This window comes from Streptococcus ferus DSM 20646 (assembly GCF_000372425.1).
In the GTDB taxonomy this organism is placed as follows: Bacteria; Bacillota; Bacilli; order Lactobacillales; family Streptococcaceae; genus Streptococcus; species Streptococcus ferus.
In genome coordinates this window covers 18363-35265 of record NZ_AQVD01000002.1, presented here as the reverse complement: position 1 = coordinate 35265, position 16903 = coordinate 18363, and the positions used below count along the sequence as shown (strand labels likewise).

16 protein-coding genes are annotated in these 16903 nt (G+C 44.0%); all 16 read left to right on the top strand.

Going from position 1 to position 16903, the window contains the following annotated elements; translation table 11 throughout:
* Nucleotides 1-9: 9 nt before the first annotated feature.
* Nucleotides 10-528: a ribosome maturation factor RimM gene (gene rimM, locus A3GY_RS0103090; RefSeq protein ID WP_018029943.1), complete on the top strand. Its 519-nt coding sequence runs from the start codon at nt 10-12 to the stop codon at nt 526-528.
* On the top strand, nt 518-1231 hold the full coding sequence (gene trmD, locus A3GY_RS0103085) for a tRNA (guanosine(37)-N1)-methyltransferase TrmD (RefSeq protein ID WP_026161899.1): 714 nt from the start codon (nt 518-520) through the stop codon (nt 1229-1231). Before rimM ends, trmD begins: the two co-directional genes overlap by 11 nt.
* A 71-nt stretch (nt 1232-1302) precedes the next feature.
* Nucleotides 1303-2313: an NAD(P)/FAD-dependent oxidoreductase gene (locus A3GY_RS0103080; RefSeq protein ID WP_018029941.1), complete on the top strand. Its 1011-nt coding sequence runs from the start codon at nt 1303-1305 to the stop codon at nt 2311-2313.
* Nucleotides 2314-2462: 149 nt separating this feature from the next.
* Nucleotides 2463-3206 (top strand): DeoR/GlpR family DNA-binding transcription regulator, encoded by a 744-nt coding sequence (locus A3GY_RS0103075; RefSeq protein WP_282705052.1) that lies wholly within the window; start codon nt 2463-2465, stop codon nt 3204-3206.
* Entirely contained in the window at nt 3203-4114 is a 912-nt protein-coding gene (gene pfkB, locus A3GY_RS0103070; protein ID WP_018029939.1) for a 1-phosphofructokinase, read from the top strand. The genes A3GY_RS0103075 and pfkB overlap by 4 nt, the downstream gene beginning before the upstream one ends.
* Nucleotides 4111-6060 carry a PTS fructose transporter subunit IIABC gene (locus A3GY_RS0103065; RefSeq protein ID WP_018029938.1) on the top strand — a complete coding sequence of 650 codons (1950 nt, stop codon included), beginning with the start codon at nt 4111-4113 and terminating at the stop codon, nt 6058-6060. Before pfkB ends, A3GY_RS0103065 begins: the two co-directional genes overlap by 4 nt.
* Before the next feature lie 245 nt (nt 6061-6305).
* Nucleotides 6306-8543, top strand: coding sequence for a 5-methyltetrahydropteroyltriglutamate--homocysteine S-methyltransferase (metE, locus tag A3GY_RS0103060; RefSeq protein WP_018029937.1), 2238 nt, complete (start codon nt 6306-6308; stop codon nt 8541-8543).
* A gap of 12 nt (nt 8544-8555) precedes the next feature.
* Nucleotides 8556-10388: a bifunctional homocysteine S-methyltransferase/methylenetetrahydrofolate reductase gene (locus A3GY_RS0103055; RefSeq protein WP_018029936.1), complete on the top strand. Its 1833-nt coding sequence runs from the start codon at nt 8556-8558 to the stop codon at nt 10386-10388.
* Between the two features lie 99 nt (nt 10389-10487).
* Nucleotides 10488-10700 (top strand): hypothetical protein, encoded by a 213-nt coding sequence (locus A3GY_RS10230; RefSeq protein WP_145980032.1) that lies wholly within the window; start codon nt 10488-10490, stop codon nt 10698-10700.
* A gap of 52 nt (nt 10701-10752) precedes the next feature.
* Entirely contained in the window at nt 10753-11274 is a 522-nt protein-coding gene (locus A3GY_RS0103050) for a hypothetical protein (RefSeq protein WP_018029935.1), read from the top strand.
* A gap of 68 nt (nt 11275-11342) precedes the next feature.
* Nucleotides 11343-11717, top strand: a complete 375-nt coding sequence (locus tag A3GY_RS0103045) for a DUF1149 family protein (protein ID WP_018029934.1) — start codon at nt 11343-11345, stop codon at nt 11715-11717.
* 4 nt (nt 11718-11721) lie between these two features.
* A complete protein-coding gene (locus tag A3GY_RS0103040) occupies nt 11722-12564 on the top strand; it encodes a DegV family protein (protein WP_018029933.1) in 843 nt (280 codons plus the stop codon).
* 12 nt (nt 12565-12576) lie between these two features.
* Nucleotides 12577-13344 carry a 4-hydroxy-tetrahydrodipicolinate reductase gene (gene dapB / locus A3GY_RS0103035; RefSeq protein WP_018029932.1) on the top strand — a complete coding sequence of 256 codons (768 nt, stop codon included), beginning with the start codon at nt 12577-12579 and terminating at the stop codon, nt 13342-13344.
* Entirely contained in the window at nt 13341-14549 is a 1209-nt protein-coding gene (locus A3GY_RS0103030; RefSeq protein ID WP_018029931.1) for a CCA tRNA nucleotidyltransferase, read from the top strand. The genes dapB and A3GY_RS0103030 overlap by 4 nt, the downstream gene beginning before the upstream one ends.
* A complete protein-coding gene (locus A3GY_RS0103025; protein ID WP_018029930.1) occupies nt 14546-16420 on the top strand; it encodes an ABC-F family ATP-binding cassette domain-containing protein in 1875 nt (624 codons plus the stop codon). Before A3GY_RS0103030 ends, A3GY_RS0103025 begins: the two co-directional genes overlap by 4 nt.
* A complete protein-coding gene (locus tag A3GY_RS0103020; RefSeq protein WP_018029929.1) occupies nt 16420-16893 on the top strand; it encodes a GNAT family N-acetyltransferase in 474 nt (157 codons plus the stop codon). The genes A3GY_RS0103025 and A3GY_RS0103020 overlap by 1 nt, the downstream gene beginning before the upstream one ends.
* Nucleotides 16894-16903: the final 10 nt, after the last annotated feature.

Here is a 16903-nt window from a genome sequence, read left to right as displayed (position 1 = left end):
GGAGTCAACATGAATTACTTTAACGTTGGAAAAATTGTCAATACACAAGGGCTTCAGGGGGAAGTTCGTGTGCTGTCAGTCACTGATTTTGCGGAAGAACGCTTTAAAAAAGGCAGCCGTCTGGCGCTTTTTGATAAGAAAGACCAGTTTGTGACCAGTCTTGAAATTGCCAGTCATCGCAAGCATAAGAATTTTGATATTGTGAAATTCAAGGGCCTTTATCATATCAATGAGGTTGAGAAATACAAGGAATTCACCCTGAAAATCGCAGAAGAGGATTTAACCGAACTGGCAGATGGAGAGTTTTACTACCATGAAATTATTGGCCTTGATGTCTATGAAGGCGAGGACTTGATTGGTCAGGTTAAAGAAATTCTTCAGCCAGGGGCCAATGATGTTTGGGTCGTTAAACGAAAAGGAAAGCGTGATTTGCTTTTGCCTTATATTCCGCCTGTCGTTTTAAATGTTGATATTCCAAATCATCGTGTTGATGTGGAACTATTAGAAGGATTGGATGATGAAGATTGATATTTTAAGTCTTTTTCCAGAAATGTTTGCGCCTCTGGAGCACTCTATTCTTGGGAAGGCCAAGGAAAAGGGGCTCTTGGATATCCATTATCATAATTTTCGAGATTATGCGGAAAAAGCCCGTCATGTGGATGATGAACCTTATGGCGGGGGGCAGGGAATGCTGCTGAGAGCTCAGCCGATTTTTGATACAATTGAAACAATTGATGTCAACAAGCCTCGTGTGATTCTCCTTGATCCAGCCGGTCGGACTTTTGATCAAAGCTATGCGGAGGAATTGGCTCAGGAAAACGAGCTCATTTTTATTTGTGGCCACTATGAGGGTTATGATGAACGTATCAAGACCTTGGTGACAGATGAGATTTCTTTAGGAGACTTTGTTTTGACGGGAGGAGAATTGGCAGCCATGACTATCATTGATGCGACGGTTCGTCTGATTCCAGAGGTGATTGGCAAAGAAGCTAGTCACCAAGAGGACTCTTTTTCGTCTGGCTTGCTGGAATACCCCCAGTATACCCGTCCCTACGATTTTCGAGGCATGACTGTACCAGACGTCCTCATGTCCGGCCACCATGAAAATATCCGTAAATGGCGCTTAGAGCAAGCTTTACGGAAAACCTATGAACGACGTCCGGATTTACTGGAGACTTACTCATTATCAGAAGAAGAAGAAGCCATATTAAGCAAAATAAAGGGCGAGTGAAGATCGCTCTTTTTGTTTTTGCAGTTCTAAGTATGCTATAATGGATTTACTTTGGTTTGAAGGAGAATGACATGTCACTCATGATAAATGAAAATGATCTTTACGATATCACTATTGTTGGCGGAGGGCCAGTCGGTCTTTTTGCCGCTTTTTATGCAGGTTTGCGAGGTGTTCGGGTTAAAATTATTGAAAGTTTATCAGAACTTGGTGGTCAGCCGGCAGTTCTTTACCCAGAAAAAATGATTTATGATATTCCAGCCTTCCCGGCTGTTTCTGGCCAGTCTCTGGTTGAGAGTCTCCTCAAGCAGCTGGATCGTTTTGCTGACAGAACAGCCATCTGCCTGAAAGAAGAAGTTAAAACCTTTGATAAAGTCGACGGCATTTTTACGATTGGAACAGACAAACGACAGCATTTTTCAAAAGCCATTATTATTGCCTGCGGCAACGGCGCTTTTGCCCCGCGGACCTTAGGGCTGGAAAATGAAGAAGTTTTTGCAGATCAGAATTTATTTTACAATGTCCATCAGTTAGAGCAATTTGCCGGTCAAAAAGTCGTGATTTGCGGTGGTGGTGACTCCGCAGTTGACTGGGCTTTGGCACTAGACGATCTTGCAGACAGCGTGACCTTGGTCCATCGCCGTGATGCCTTCAGAGCTCATGAACATAGTGTTGAGCTTCTTAAAGATTCCAAAGTGACGTTAATGACGCCTTACCTGCCGATTGAATTGAAGGGACAGGGGGATAAGGCAGAAGCGCTCGTGGTCCAAAAAGTTAAGACAGACCAAGTGACGACCTTGGACTTAGATGCCTTGATTGTCAGCTATGGATTTTCGACCTCCAATAAAAATCTCAAAACTTGGCAGCTTGACAGCAAACGTTCCAGTATTCTCGTGTCTTCACTTTTTGAAACCAGTCAGGAAGGGATTTATGCGATTGGAGATGCTGCTGATTATGAAGGAAAAGTAGCTCTGATTGCTACTGGATTTGGTGAAGCCCCCATTGCCGTTAATCAGGCCATCAAGTATATCTACCCGGATCGTGATAATCGTGTTGTTCACTCGACCTCGCTGATTCAGGACTAGCCCCAAAGAAAGTGTTTAACTTTCTTTTTTATTTTGGGTCTGCCAAGCGACAAAAATGACAGAAAATGGAAGATTATGCTTGACAATGAAAGGTTCGGGAGGTATAATAGACTTTGTAAACGATTACAGGCAGATAGGAGGTGTTCCTTATCTTAAAATCTGAACGTAAGCAGATTATTGTGGATCGGCTGTCTCAGGATAACTTTGTGACCTTGGATGCCTTAGTCGATATGCTCGGTACATCTGAATCAACCGTTCGTAGAGATTTAGACGAATTAGAAAACGAAAAAAAATTGAAGCGCGTTCACGGAGGTGCGGAAAGAGCCCACTCTTTACAGGAGGAACTCAGCAATCTCCAAAAATCTATCAAAAACGTTCAGGAAAAAGCAGCTATCGCCCAGAAAGCAGGCAGCCTGATTGAAGAGGCAGATGTCATTTTTATTGATGCGGGAACAACGACAGAACTCTTGTTGCAGTATTTGCAGCAAAAGGAGCTGACAGTAGTGACCAATTCCATTCATCATGCCAGCAAGTTGGTAGAAAACGATGTTAAGACGCTAGTTATCGGTGGCTTTGTCAAGAATGTGACAGATGCCAGTATCGGGCGCTTTGCGATTGAGCAGATTCATCAGCTTAATTTTGATAAGGCTTTTATTGGAATGAACGGAGTTGATGAGAGTTATTTCACAACACCGGATATCGAGGAGGCGGCCGTCAAAAAGGCCATTATGGACAATGCTGATCAAGTATTTGTTCTAGCAGATGCCTCGAAACTTGACCAAACTTCGTTTGTCAAAGTGGATCGGTTGGAAAAGGGCGGCCTGATTACCAACCGTTCAAATAGCCCTTTAGTAGAACAAATAAAGAAGAAAACAAAGGTGATTGAAGTATGATTTATACAGTAACCTTGAACCCCTCAATCGACTACATCGTCCGTATCGATAAAGTCACTATTGGCAGTGTCAATCGGATGGACAGTGATGATAAGTTTGTGGGTGGTAAAGGGATTAACGTCAGCCGCGTTTTAAAAACGTTGGGCTATGACAACACAGCGACCGGTTTTATCGGCGGCTTTACAGGAAACTTTCTTGAAGATGGTTTGATTGAGGCAGGTATTAAAGCAGACTTTATCCATGTTGACCAAGATACCCGAATCAATGTCAAAATTAAGGCAGATCAGGAAACCGAAATTAACGGTCCGGGTCCCCAGATTTCAAACCAACAACTAGCTGAGTTAGAAGGTTTGCTAGGCCAACTGTCAGCTGATGATACGGTTGTTTTTGCAGGTAGTGCCCCATCAAGTTTAGGGAATACCGTCTATAAACGTCTGATTTCTCTGGTTAAGGAAGCTGGGGCTCAGGTGGTCTGCGATTTTGAAGGTCAGACCTTGCTAGATGCGCTTATTTATCAGCCCCTCTTGGTTAAGCCTAATAATCATGAACTGGAAGCTATTTTCGGAGTAGAGTTGGCTGGTGTGGCAGATGTTGAACGGTACGCCCGTCAAATTTTGACTATGGGAGCGCAGAATGTCATCATTTCAATGGCAGGCGACGGAGCCCTTCTGGTAACACCGGATGCAGCCTATTTTGCGAAACCGATTAAGGGAACCGTCAAGAATTCTGTTGGTGCTGGTGATTCTATGGTAGCAGGGTTTACGGGAGAGTTTGTCAAAACGGCTGATCCTATCGAAGCTCTAAAATGGGGAGTGGCTTGCGGTACCGCAACAGCTTTCTCAGATGACTTAGCAGAGCTTGATTTTATAAAAGAAACTTATCATAAAGTAGAGGTAGAAAAATTATGAAAATTCAGGATTTACTGAAAAAGGATGTTATGTTGCTTGACCTTCAGGCAAGGACTAAGGAAGCTGCTATTGATGAAATGATCGGCAGTTTAGTAGCGCATGGAGATGTGACTGACTTTGATACTTTCAAAGAAGGCATTATGAATCGTGAGGCGCAAACATCAACAGGACTTGGTGATGGTATTGCGATGCCACATAGTAAAAATGCTGCGGTTAAGGAAGCGACCGTTCTGTTTGCCAAATCAAATCACGGCGTTGATTATGCCAGCTTAGATGGCCAGCCGACGGATCTCTTCTTTATGATAGCTGCTCCAGACGGTGCCAATGATACGCATTTGGCAGCTTTAGCTGAGTTATCTCAATACCTGCTGAAAGATGGTTTTGCGGATAAATTGCGCCAAGTAACAAGTCCTGATCAGGTTATTGATCTCTTTAATGCGTCCGAGGAAGAAAAGAAAGCAACTGAAGATCTTGCCGCTCCAGCAGCAGGTCAAGACTTTATTGTTGCCGTGACAGCTTGTACAACAGGGATTGCCCACACCTACATGGCAGAAGAAGCCCTTAAAAAGCAAGCTGCTGAAATGGGAGTAGGTATTAAAGTGGAAACCAATGGGGCATCTGGTGTCGGCAATAAGTTGACCGCTGATGACATCTCCAAAGCCAAAGGGGTTATTATTGCTGCAGATAAGGCTGTTGATATGGCTCGTTTTGATGGCAAATCCTTGATCTCACGTCCAGTAGCAGATGGTATCAAAAAATCAGAAGAACTCATCACTATTATCTTGGATGGCAAGGCTGATAACTATCAGGCTAAGGCTGGAGAAGCAAGAGACGAAGCGGACGAAAAAACAAGCCTAGGAGGTGCTTTCTACAAGCACTTAATGAGCGGTGTGTCTCAAATGCTGCCATTTGTTATTGGTGGCGGTATCATGATTGCCTTGGCCTTCTTGCTTGATAATATAATCGGTGTACCAAAAGATCAGTTGTCTAATCTTGGTTCTTACAATGAGATTGCGTCTATCTTTATGAAGATTGGTCAGGCGGCCTTTGGTTTCATGATTCCAGTCTTTGCAGGTTATGTTGCCTATTCTATCGCTGAAAAACCTGGTCTGGTATCAGGGTTTGTGGCAGGAGCTATTGCGTCAAGTGGCTTGGCCTACGGTAAGGTAGCTTATGCGGCAGGTGGTAAGGCAAGCCTAGCGCTGGCAGGTGTTCCATCTGGTTTCTTAGGTGCGCTTGTGGGTGGCTTCTTAGCTGGTTTCGTTGTATTAGCTCTTAAAAAATATGTTAAAGTTCCTCGCTCGCTTGAGGGGGCTAAATCTATCCTCATCTTGCCACTCTTTGGTGTGATCATTACAGGACTTTTGATGCTGGCGGTTAACATTCCGATGTCAGCCATCAACACAGCTCTGAACAACTTCCTGAATGGTCTGTCTGGCGGGTCTGCTATTCTTCTAGGTCTCCTTGTTGGTGGTATGATGGCTGTTGATATGGGAGGTCCAGTTAACAAAGCAGCCTATGTCTTTGGTACAGGGACCTTAGCTGCAACCGTCACAAGCGGTGGTTCCGTCGTCATGGCGGCAGTTATGGCAGGTGGTATGGTTCCTCCTCTCGCCGTTTTTGTAGCAACTCTGCTCTTCAAAGATAAGTTCACTAAAGAAGAACGTGATGCTGGTTTAACCAACATTATCATGGGACTGTCATTTATCACAGAAGGAGCGATTCCATTTGGTGCGGCAGATCCAGCGCGTGCTATTCCAAGCTTCATTGTAGGGTCAGCCTTGACAGGAGCTTTGGTTGGTCTTTCAGGTATTAAACTCATGGCACCTCACGGAGGTATCTTCGTTATCGCACTGACAAGCAATGCTCTCCTTTATCTTCTCTATGTTGCTATTGGAGCGGTTGTGTCAGGTTTCCTCTTTGGCTACCTTCGTAAGGCTAAATAGTATACTATTCGCAACAGTCGGGCTTTGGCCCGGCTTTTTTGATTAAGATATAGTTGTTAGCTATAACAACCCCTAAATATATAGTTGATAACTATACCTTGGCATAAAAAGATAAAAAGGCAAAATCTATTGTCATTACAGTATTTATCTAGTATTATTTAAGTCAAGTAAAAAAATAGAGTTATAGTTTATAGGTTATGATGCTCTTTCGGCATTGGGAAAACTTATGACTAAGGGAGGAAGAAATGACTAAAGTTTCAAGTTTGGGGTATCCGCGCCTGGGAGAAAATCGTGAATGGAAAAAATTGATTGAGTCTTATTGGGCTCGGAAGATTAGCCAAGAAGATTTATTTGCAGAGGCTAAGCAATTGCGACTGGCCTTTCTTAAGAAACAGGCAGATGCCGGTCTTGATCTGATTCCAGTTGGTGATTTTTCCCTCTACGATCAGATTTTGGATTTGTCCGTTCAATTCAACATTATTCCAAAGCGATTTGCTAAGGATGAAAATGACATTGATCTCTACTTTGCCATTGCTCGTGGCAATAAGGAAAATGTGGCTTCCTCGATGAAAAAGTGGTTCAATACCAACTATCACTACATTTTACCGGAGTGGTCGAAACAAAAGCCCCAGCTGACCAACCAGCGTCTTTTGGATCTTTATGTGGAGGCAAGAGAAGTTGTCGGAGATAAGGCAAAGCCTGTCATTACGGGTCCGATTACCTATGTGGCTTTGTCGACAGGCGTAGAGGACTTTACAGCGGCTGTTAAGAGCTTACTGCCGCTTTATCGACAAATTTTTACGGAGTTAGTAGAAGCAGGTGCAAGCTATATCCAGGTAGATGAACCTATCTTTGCGACCGATGAAGGAGCTGATTATCTGGAGGCAGCCAAGGCTGTTTATGCTTATTTTGCCAAGGAAGTTCCACAGGCAAACCTTATCTTCCAAACTTATTTTGAAGCTTTGATCAATGCAGAAGTACTGTCAGACCTGCCTGTGGCCGCTTTTGGTTTGGATTTTGTTCATGGTCTGGAAGACAATTTAGCAGCTGTCGAAAGTGGTCTTTTCAAAGACAAAGAAGTCTTTGCAGGGGTTGTTGATGGGCGTAATGTTTGGGCCAATGACTTTGTTAGTACCAGTCAGCTCTTGACTAGTCTTCAAGATAAGGTCGGGTCTTTGGTCATTCAACCTTCTTGTTCACTGCTCCATGTGCCGGTAACGACCAACAATGAAACAGATTTAGATCCCGTTCTGCAAAAAGGGCTTGCCTTTGCGGATGAAAAGTTGCTAGAGATTAAACTTTTGGCTGATGAACTGGACGGTATAGACAACCCTGTCTATCAAGAACATATTGCTCAGTACGATGCCTTGCAGCAGGCTGATTTTAGAAATGTTGCCTTAGAAAATATTGACGAAGTTGCGACGAGACGCTCCAGTGATTTTGCGGAGCGTCACCAAGTCCAACAGGATAAGCTGAAGCTGCCTCTTTTGCCAACGACAACGATTGGTTCCTTTCCTCAGTCGCAGGAAATCAGAAGGACACGTCTGTCCTGGAAACGCGGCAACATCGGCGATCAGGCTTATACTGACTTTATCAAAGCCGAAATTGAACGCTGGATTCGCATTCAGGAGGATTTAGATCTTGATGTTCTCGTTCATGGAGAGTTTGAACGGGTCGATATGGTAGAGTTTTTTGGACAAAAATTAGCTGGTTTTACCACTACCAAATTGGGCTGGGTGCAGTCTTATGGATCAAGAGCGGTTAAGCCACCCATTATCTATGGAGATGTGCAGCATATCCAGCCTCTGACTGTTGAGGAAACGGTCTACGCTCAAAGTCTGACAGACCGTCCTGTCAAGGGGATGCTGACTGGTCCAATTACCATTACGAACTGGTCTTTTGAGAGGACTGATATTCCTCGTGCTCAGCTGTTCAATCAAATCGGCTTAGCCATCAAAGATGAAATTAAACTTTTAGAGGATGCCGATATTGCCATTATTCAGGTAGATGAAGCCGCTCTGCGTGAAGGATTGCCGCTTCGTAAGGCGAAACAAAAGGCTTATCTGGATGATGCGGTACATGCCTTTAGGATTGCCACCTCGTCGGTTAAAGATGAGACACAGATTCATACACACATGTGCTATTCTAAGTTTGATGAGATTATCGACTCGATTCGGGAATTGGATGCGGATGTTATCTCGATTGAAACCAGTCGAAGCCATGGAGATATTATCGAATCTTTTGAGACAGCTGTTTATCCTTTGGGAATTGGTCTGGGTGTCTATGATATCCACTCACCGCGGGTGCCGACCAAAGAAGAAGTGGTTGCCAATATTGAACGGCCTTTGCGTCAGCTGTCCAAGGAACAATTTTGGGTTAATCCTGACTGCGGTCTGAAGACCCGTCAGGAAAAAGAAACGGTTGCAGCTCTGGAGATTTTAGTAGCGGCGACCAAGGAAGTGCGGGAAAAATTAGGGAATTAAGAGGTGCAAGCCATGTCCAAATTGCTAGATAAACTGAAAACAGACATTCTAGTGGCGGACGGTGCCATGGGCACTCTCCTGTATGCCAATGGACTGGAATCTTGCCATGAATACTACAACCTGAGTCAGCCTCAGCAGATCTTAGCCATTCACAAAGCCTATATTGAGGCCGGAGCTGACATTATTCAGACCAATACGTATGCCGCTAAGCGGCACCAGTTGAAAGGGTTTGGCTATGATGGGCAAATCAAAGCCATCAACCAGGAAGCGGTAGCCTTGGCACGTCAAGCAGCAGGCAAAGATGTTTTTGTCCTGGGAACTATTGGTGCTTCTCGAGGCCTTAGGCAATGTGATTTGTCCTTAGAAGAGATTGTTTCTGAAACGGTCGAACAGGTAAACTATCTCCTTGAGACGGCAAGGATTGATGGTTTACTGTTTGAGACCTACTACGATATTGAAGAGCTGTCAGCTGTTCTCAAGGCTATTCGTCCAATCACTGATCTGCCAATTATCGCCAATATTTCTCTTTATGAGGCAGGTATTACAGAAAATGGACGTCCTCTCGTCGAGGCCTTTAGTCAGCTGGTCATGCTGGGGGCTGATGTGGTTGGTCTCAACTGCCATCTGGGGCCTTACCACATGATTCAGTCTTTGAAGCAGGTGCCGTTGTTTGCCCAGTCCTATTTGTCTGTCTATCCGAATGCCAGTCTGCTGTCGTTTTCGGATAATGGTGAGACGAATCAATTTGCTTTTAGCCAAAATGCTGACTATTTTGAGCACTGCGCTAAACTTTTTGTCGAAGAAGGTGTGCGTCTAATTGGTGGCTGTTGCGGAACCACACCAGACCACATTAAAGCTATTAAACGCGGGATTAAAGGATTAAAACCGATTGACCGCAAAATCATCACCCCTCTAATGACGGAGGAAGAACTGATTAAGCAGGTTCAAAAAAGTGAAACCTTGGTGGATAAGGTCAAAAAAGAGGTCACTATTATCGCTGAAATTGATCCACCTAAGACTTTAGATATCGACCGATTTGTGGCAGGGGTCAAGGCACTGGATAAGAAAGGCATTGCAGCCATCACGCTGGCCGATAATTCGCTGGCCAGGACCCGTATCTGTAATGTCAGCATTGCTAGTCTTCTCAAGGAGGAGATTGACACACCCTTTCTGCTCCATCTGGCCTGCCGCGATCACAATATGATTGGTCTTCAATCGCGACTTTTAGGGATGCACATTCATGGCTTTGACCACTTGCTGGCGATTACAGGAGACCCGTCTAAAATCGGGGACTTCCCAGGTGCGACCAGTGTCTATGATGCGACCAGCTTTAAACTTCTGTCTATGATTAAACAGCTAAATCAGGGGAAGGGGTACAGTGGTGCCAGTATCAAGCAGGCGACGAATTTCACGGTTGCAGCAGCCTTTAATCCTAATGTGAAAAATCTCAGCCGAACCGGTCGCCTCATCGAAAAGAAGATAGCTGCGGGAGCGGATTATTTCATCACCCAGCCTATTTTCAATCAAAATCAAATTGACGAACTCAGTCAGCTGACCAAGCCTTATGAAGAACCTTTCTTCATTGGAATTATGCCAATCACCTCTTACAACAATGCTGTCTTTCTGCACAATGAGGTTCCGGGAATTGATTTGTCAGAAGAATTCCTAGCCAGATTGGAAGCCGTCAAAGAGGACAAGGAAGCTTGTCAGAAGCTGGCTCTGGAAGAGAGTAAGGCATTGATTGATAAGGCCTTAGAGCATTTTAATGGGATTTACCTTATTACGCCTTTCCTGAGGTATGATTTGACGAGTAGTTTAATTGATTACATACAAAAAAGAGCCTGAGGGCTCTTTTAGTATTTTTTAAGGAATCTAAAAGCTAAGATTAAGGTTTCTTGGTTAGACTGCCACTATCCTGATAGGATATAGAGAGGAGGCGTTATCATGGCAAACCGTACATTATTATCAAGAACAAGGCAGCAGCAGACATCCTCAAGGAACCCTTATCTCATGAACGAAGCCATTGAAAGAGCCTTAGAGCGGCAAAATAAGCGGCCGGAGCAATCAAGCACTGCTCGGCGTTCTCAGAGACCAAATATCCGGATTGAGACCGAACAATCGACCTTAGGTAATTGGTTACGCTCATTTTGGCGATAAACACTGAGCATAAGCCTTTTCGGAAGAAGAGGCTTTTTGGTATAATAAAAACATGAAAACACTAAGTGACGTCTATCAAGATCATGCAGAAATGCCATTTATTTCGGAACAATACAAGGAAGAACTGATACTTAAACCGATTCCCAAGCGAAATATGGTGAGAACGGCAGAAGGGTTTTTGCCGGGGCATATTATCCTGCTGTGGCGTATCAAGTTTGGAACCTATCGGACGGATTCGCCACATCATAAATACTTTGCGACGAGCTATGGTATTGATGCGGAGAAAGAGCTGCAGCTGCTGATCAAAGAAGGCTATGTCAGAGTAGAATCAGCTATGGAGTCGCTCCGCCATTTATCGGCAGGGCAAGTTAAACTATTTTTAGGTACGAAGGCCATCAAGGGTCTCTCTAAACTGAAAAGACAGGAGCTTGACCAAGTGCTTCTAGCGAACTTTAGTCAGGCAGAGCTGGAGGACCTTTTCAGCGTCCGAGGTTACTTACTGACAGACAAGGGGAAAGAGCTGCTGGAGCGGCATCCCGATATTATCGATAAGCATCCCAAAAAGAAATTCTAATCTAGGATTTCTTTAATTTTGCCCTTAACTGTGTTATAATGGGAAGTAATGTAAACAAGGAGAAAACCATGGAAGTTATACGTCAACAAGAGTTTGTCAATCAATACCATTATGATGCTCGGAATCTTGAATGGGAAAAAGAAAACGGAACACCTGAGACCAATGTGGAAGTGACCTTTCAGCTAGTCAATAAAGATGAGGAACAAAAAGCAACGACGATGGTTGCTGTTCTCCAGTTCATGATTGTCCGTGAAGAATTTGTTATCAGCGGAGTGATTTCGCAAATGGTGACGATTAAGGATAGAATTATCAATGAACCGTGTGAGTTCTCACAAGAAGAAGTTGAGGGGTTAGCAGCGCCTTTGCTCGATATGCTGCATCGTCTGACATACGAAGTTACTGAAATTGCGCTGGATCGCGTTGGTGTTAATTTGGAGTTTTAGGTAAATGAAATTAGCGGTTATCACGGACACCAGTGCCTTTCTTCCGCAAGGGTATTGGCACGAAGGCCTTTATGTGCTTGATATTGAAATTTCGATTGATGGACAAGGTTTTATCGAAGGTAAGAACTTAACACTTGAGTCTTTTTACAGCAAAATGGCTCAGGCCAAGGACCTTCCCAAGACCAGCCAGCCCAGTCTGGCAGTTTTGGACGAAACCTTGACGCATCTTGAAAATGACGGCTACACTCATGTGATTGGTCTTTTTCTGTCAAGCGGTATTTCAGGGTTTTATCAAAACATTCAATACTTGATAGAGGAGCATTCTGGCTTAACAATTGCTTTTCCTGATTCAAAAATAACCAGCAGTCCTTTGGGAATGATGGTTGAAAATATTTTTAAGTGGGAAGAGGAAGAATTGGCCTTTGAGGATATTTTGGTCAGATTGGACCAGCAGATTGCCGGAACAAATGCCTTTATCTTGGTTGATGATTTGAACCATCTGGTTAAAGGCGGACGTCTGTCTAATGGAGCTGCCCTTCTCGGGAATTTATTGAGTATCAAACCCATCCTATATTTTAAGGATGGTCGGATTGAAGTGTATGAAAAGATACGCACAGAGAAAAAGGCAATCAAGCGTCTTCTATCTATCTTGGATGAGGTGACGGCAGAAGGCAACTATGCGGTGGATATTATCCATGCCAATGTGCCTTCTAAGGCGGAAGCCTTGAAAGACATGCTGACAGAGGCTGGCTACCACAACAATGTCAGAGTAGTGCCTTTTAATGGCATTATTGCGACCCATTTGGGTGAAGGGGCCATCGCTTTGGGGATTACACCGATTATTTAAGGAGGAGATAATATGAGTATTAAGGTCATCATTGCAGGATTTAAGGGAAAGATGGGGGCAACCGCTCTTGACATGGTCAAAGGAGATAAAGACTTAGAATTAGCTGCCTTACTTGATCCTTTTGCTGAGGAAGAAGAACTTGACGGTGTTCCTGTTTTTAAAGATAAGGAGCAGCTGGTTGGGTTTGCTGCTGATGTCTGGGTAGATTTTACCATGCCTAAGGTGGCCTATGACAATACTCATTTTGCGCTGGAGAATGGCTTTGCTCCGGTCGTTGGGACAACTGGTTTTACGGAAAAGCAGATTGAGGACTTGATTGCGCTATCGCAGCAAAAAGCTCTAGGAGGGCTGATTGCACCTAATTTTGCCATCGGTGCTATTCTCCTGATGGAGTTTGCAGCTAAGGCTTCTAAATATTTCCCAGATTTGGAGATTATCGAACTTCACCATGATAAGAAGAAGGATGCACCGAGTGGAACGGCTCTAAAAACCGCTGAATTGATTCGTGATGTCCGTCAATTCAAAAAGCAAGGAGCAGAAGATGAGGCAGAAAGTTTAGCAGGTGCGCGCGGAGCTGAGTTTGACGGTTTTCGGATTCACAGTGTTCGTTTGCCAGGTCTGGTTGCCCATCAGGAAGTGATTTTTGGGGCTCAGGGAGAAGGCCTGACGATTCGGCATGACTCTTATGATCGGATTTCGTTTATGAGTGGTGTCAACATTGGGATAAAAGAAGTGGTTAAACGCCATCAGCTTGTTTATGGTTTGGAACATTTGTTATGAGATTAAAAAACGTGCCTTCTGAATTTCAGGAGGCTTTGCCCATATTGGAAAAAATCAAAGCAGCCGGCTATGAGGCTTATTTTGTGGGAGGCAGTGTCCGTGACGCCTTATTGCAGCGTCCTATTCACGATGTTGATATTGCCAGTAGTTCTTATCCTTCGGAAACCAAGGCGATTTTTCCTAAAACGATTGATGTCGGAATTGAACACGGAACGGTCTTAGTGTTAGAAGGAAATCGCGAATATGAAGTGACAACTTTTCGGACTGAGGATGTCTATGTTGACTATCGCAGGCCCAGTCAGGTGTCTTTTGTCCGCTCTTTAGAAGAAGACCTCAAGCGCCGTGATTTTACCATCAATGCGTTTGCTCTTGATGATGAAGCAAGGGTGATTGATAAGTTTAAGGGACTGGAAGATCTAAACAATGGGATTTTACGGGCGGTTGGAGTAGCAGACGAACGTTTCGAGGAAGATGCGCTACGGATTATGCGAGGCTTGCGTTTTGCTGCCAGTCTTGATTTTAGGATTGAAGAAAAAACCTTTGCAGCGATGAAAACACACGCTCCGCTTTTGGAAAAAATTTCGGTTGAGCGTTCCTTTATCGAATTTGATAAGCTGCTGACAGCCCCCTATTGGAAAAAAGGAATAGAGCTTTTGCTGACGAGTCAGGCTTATTGCTATCTTCCTCTATTGCAGGATGCCCAAGAGGGTCTGAAGCATTTGCTGACAGCTTATCAGCCCGATTTTGTTTTTACCAATTCTGAGCAAGCCTGGGCTGCTTTGTTGCTGGCTATCGCCAAGCAAAAACCAGATTTATTTTTAAAAAAGTGGAAAACGTCAAATGCTTTTCAAAAAACCGTAGACCAGCTGGTATCTCTGTACCGATATCGGTTATCTGGCAGCTTTCAGGCCATGGATGCTTACCGCTATGGGAAAGACTTGTTGCTTCTCTGTGAGGAGCTGAGGCAGGCTCAGGGATTAGAGGTGGATTTTGACTTAATTGAGGAACTGGATAAGAGGCTTTTAATCCATAACCGTCATGAAATAGTGGTGAATGGAGGCCTCCTTATCAAAGAACTGAACCTTAAACCGGGGCCGGAATTGGGCAGTCTTCTGAACGAAATAGAAGCCTTAATTGTCGCAGGACAGTTGGCTAATAACAAGGCAGCTATTTTTGATTTTATTAGAAAGAAAGACCACGAATGAGCGATTTTTTAGTAGAAGGATTGAGCAAGACAGTCGGTGATAAGACTGTCTTTCATAACATTTCATTTATCATTCATGCTTTTGACCGAATCGGCATTATCGGTGTCAATGGGACAGGGAAATCAACGCTTTTAGATGTTCTGTCGGGCAAACTGGGATTTGACGGTGATCGGTCTCCTTTTTCGTCAAAAAGTCAGTATCGGATGGCTTATTTAACGCAGCAACCTTATTTTGATGAGGAAGAGACTGTTTTGAAGACAGTCCTGTCATCAGAACTGAGGGAAATGCAGCTTATCAAGGCTTATGAGGAACTTTTGGCTGGTTATGATGACAGTCATCAGGAGAAGTTAAATCAAATTATGGCTGAAATGGACTCGCTTAATGCCTGGGCAATTGAAAGTGAAGTCAAAACAATTCTGTCAAAATTGGGAATTACAGCGATTCATGGGAAAATCAAAGAGCTATCAGGAGGAATGAAGCGCCGTGTCCAGTTAGCTCAAGTCCTTCTATCAGATGTTAATTTGCTGCTTATGGATGAGCCAACCAACCATTTGGATATTGAAACCATTGCCTGGCTGACGGATTATTTGAAGACCAGCAAAAAAACGGTCCTCTTTATCACCCATGACCGTTATTTTTTAGATCAGGTGTCGACACGCATTTTTGAGCTAGATCAGGCAAAGCTGACAGAGTATCGAGGGAACTATCAAGATTATGTCCGCCTGAAAGCTGAGCAAGATGAGCGTGATGCGGCCAGTCTGCATAAGAAAAGGCAGCTCTATAAGCAGGAGCTGGCTTGGATGCGGACACAGCCTCAGGCCAGAGCGACCAAGCAGCAGGCGCGCATTGATCGGTTTCATAACCTAAAAGGTGATTTGACAGGAGTGTCTTCGTCTGCCTCCTTGGAAATGAATTTTGATACCAGTCGTATTGGGAAAAAGGTGGTTGAATTTAAGAATGTGTCGTTTTCCTTTGGCTCAAAAGAGATTTTAAGGCAGTTTAATCTTCTGATTCAAAATAAGGATCGCATCGGTATTGTAGGGGATAACGGTGTTGGGAAGTCAACCCTCCTAAACTTGATCAAGGGGGATTTGCAAGAAGATTCTGGTCAGATTATCAGAGGGGAGACCCTGAGGATTGCTTATTTTTCACAGGTTATAAAGGATATGGATCCCAACCAGCGTTTGATTGCCTATCTTCAGGATGTGGCTGATCAGGTTGATACAAGTCTGGGAAAAACCAGCGTCTCAGAACTTTTGGAACAGTTTCTCTTTCCTAGATCTATGCATGGAACCCTGATTGCTAAACTGTCGGGAGGTGAGAAGAAGAGGCTTTATCTCTTGAAACTGCTACTTGGAAAACCTAATCTTCTCTTGTTGGATGAACCGACTAATGATCTTGATATTGCCACCTTAACAGTTTTAGAACAATTTTTGCAGCATTTTTCAGGACCTGTTATCACGGTCAGTCATGACCGTTACTTTTTGGATAAGGTAGCGACTAAGGTTTTAGCCTTTGAGGAAGGGGATATTCGAGAGTTTTATGGAAACTATACGGACTATTTGGACGAAAAAGCGTTTATAGACCATCAGGAGGATAAGGATCCGTTGATGGAAAAAGTCTCTGCCAAAGCTGAAAAACCAAAGAAATCTAAAGACCGGATGTCTTACCTTGAAAAACAAGAATGGGCAACGATTGAGGCTGATATTGCTGAACTTGAAGAGACTATTTCTCGTCTAGAAGAGGCTATGCAGGACTGCGGCAGCGATTTTGCGGCATTGTCGGAGCTGCAAGAAGAAGTTGATACTCAAAACGAGCGCTTGCTTGAAAAATACGAACGCTACGACTACTTAAGTGAATTGGAGACCTAATGACAATCAGCAAGATGGCGCCTGAGGATAATGAGAACCTTGCCAACCTCATTCGGACTTCTTTAGAAGCAGAAGGCCTGGCTATTCCAGGAACTGCTTATACGGATCCTCAGCTAGACGACCTTTACCATTATTATCAAGGGATTAACAGAGCTGGCTACTGGGTCATTAAGCAAGATAAGACAGTTGTGGCAGGGGGTGGTCTCGCTCCTATTACAGATACGGTTTGTGAACTTCAGAAACTCTACACGGATAAAACCTATCGCAGGCAGGGCTATGGCAGTCAGCTGCTGACCTTTGTTCTTGAGGAAGCCAGAAAGTTTGGCTATAAGCAGGTCTATCTAGAAACAACGCCAAGACTTGTCAGTGCCGTAAGGCTTTACGAAGCCTACGGTTTCCAGACCTTGCCTGCTCCTCTACCCGATGCTGGTAGCCACTCTAGCATGGACCTTTGGATGTTAAAAGATTTATAAGGAAAAGAAA

What these genes read in the sequence shown, in the direction of transcription:
- A3GY_RS0103050 (WP_018029935.1), top strand. Translation starts at nt 10,753, where the DNA reads ATGAAAACACTAAGTGACGTCTATCAAGATCATGCAGAAATGCCATTT.
- A3GY_RS0103030 (WP_018029931.1), top strand. Translation starts at nt 13,341, where the DNA reads ATGAGATTAAAAAACGTGCCTTCTGAATTTCAGGAGGCTTTGCCCATA.
- A3GY_RS0103020 (WP_018029929.1), top strand. Translation starts at nt 16,420, where the DNA reads ATGACAATCAGCAAGATGGCGCCTGAGGATAATGAGAACCTTGCCAAC.
- A3GY_RS0103080 (WP_018029941.1), top strand. Translation starts at nt 1,303, where the DNA reads ATGTCACTCATGATAAATGAAAATGATCTTTACGATATCACTATTGTT.
- A3GY_RS0103045 (WP_018029934.1), top strand. Translation starts at nt 11,343, where the DNA reads ATGGAAGTTATACGTCAACAAGAGTTTGTCAATCAATACCATTATGAT.
- pfkB (WP_018029939.1), top strand. Translation starts at nt 3,203, where the DNA reads ATGATTTATACAGTAACCTTGAACCCCTCAATCGACTACATCGTCCGT.
- A3GY_RS0103065 (WP_018029938.1), top strand. Translation starts at nt 4,111, where the DNA reads ATGAAAATTCAGGATTTACTGAAAAAGGATGTTATGTTGCTTGACCTT.
- rimM (WP_018029943.1), top strand. Translation starts at nt 10, where the DNA reads ATGAATTACTTTAACGTTGGAAAAATTGTCAATACACAAGGGCTTCAG.
- A3GY_RS0103055 (WP_018029936.1), top strand. Translation starts at nt 8,556, where the DNA reads ATGTCCAAATTGCTAGATAAACTGAAAACAGACATTCTAGTGGCGGAC.
- A3GY_RS0103025 (WP_018029930.1), top strand. Translation starts at nt 14,546, where the DNA reads ATGAGCGATTTTTTAGTAGAAGGATTGAGCAAGACAGTCGGTGATAAG.
- dapB (WP_018029932.1), top strand. Translation starts at nt 12,577, where the DNA reads ATGAGTATTAAGGTCATCATTGCAGGATTTAAGGGAAAGATGGGGGCA.
- trmD (WP_026161899.1), top strand. Translation starts at nt 518, where the DNA reads ATGAAGATTGATATTTTAAGTCTTTTTCCAGAAATGTTTGCGCCTCTG.
- metE (WP_018029937.1), top strand. Translation starts at nt 6,306, where the DNA reads ATGACTAAAGTTTCAAGTTTGGGGTATCCGCGCCTGGGAGAAAATCGT.
- A3GY_RS10230 (WP_145980032.1), top strand. Translation starts at nt 10,488, where the DNA reads ATGGCAAACCGTACATTATTATCAAGAACAAGGCAGCAGCAGACATCC.
- A3GY_RS0103040 (WP_018029933.1), top strand. Translation starts at nt 11,722, where the DNA reads ATGAAATTAGCGGTTATCACGGACACCAGTGCCTTTCTTCCGCAAGGG.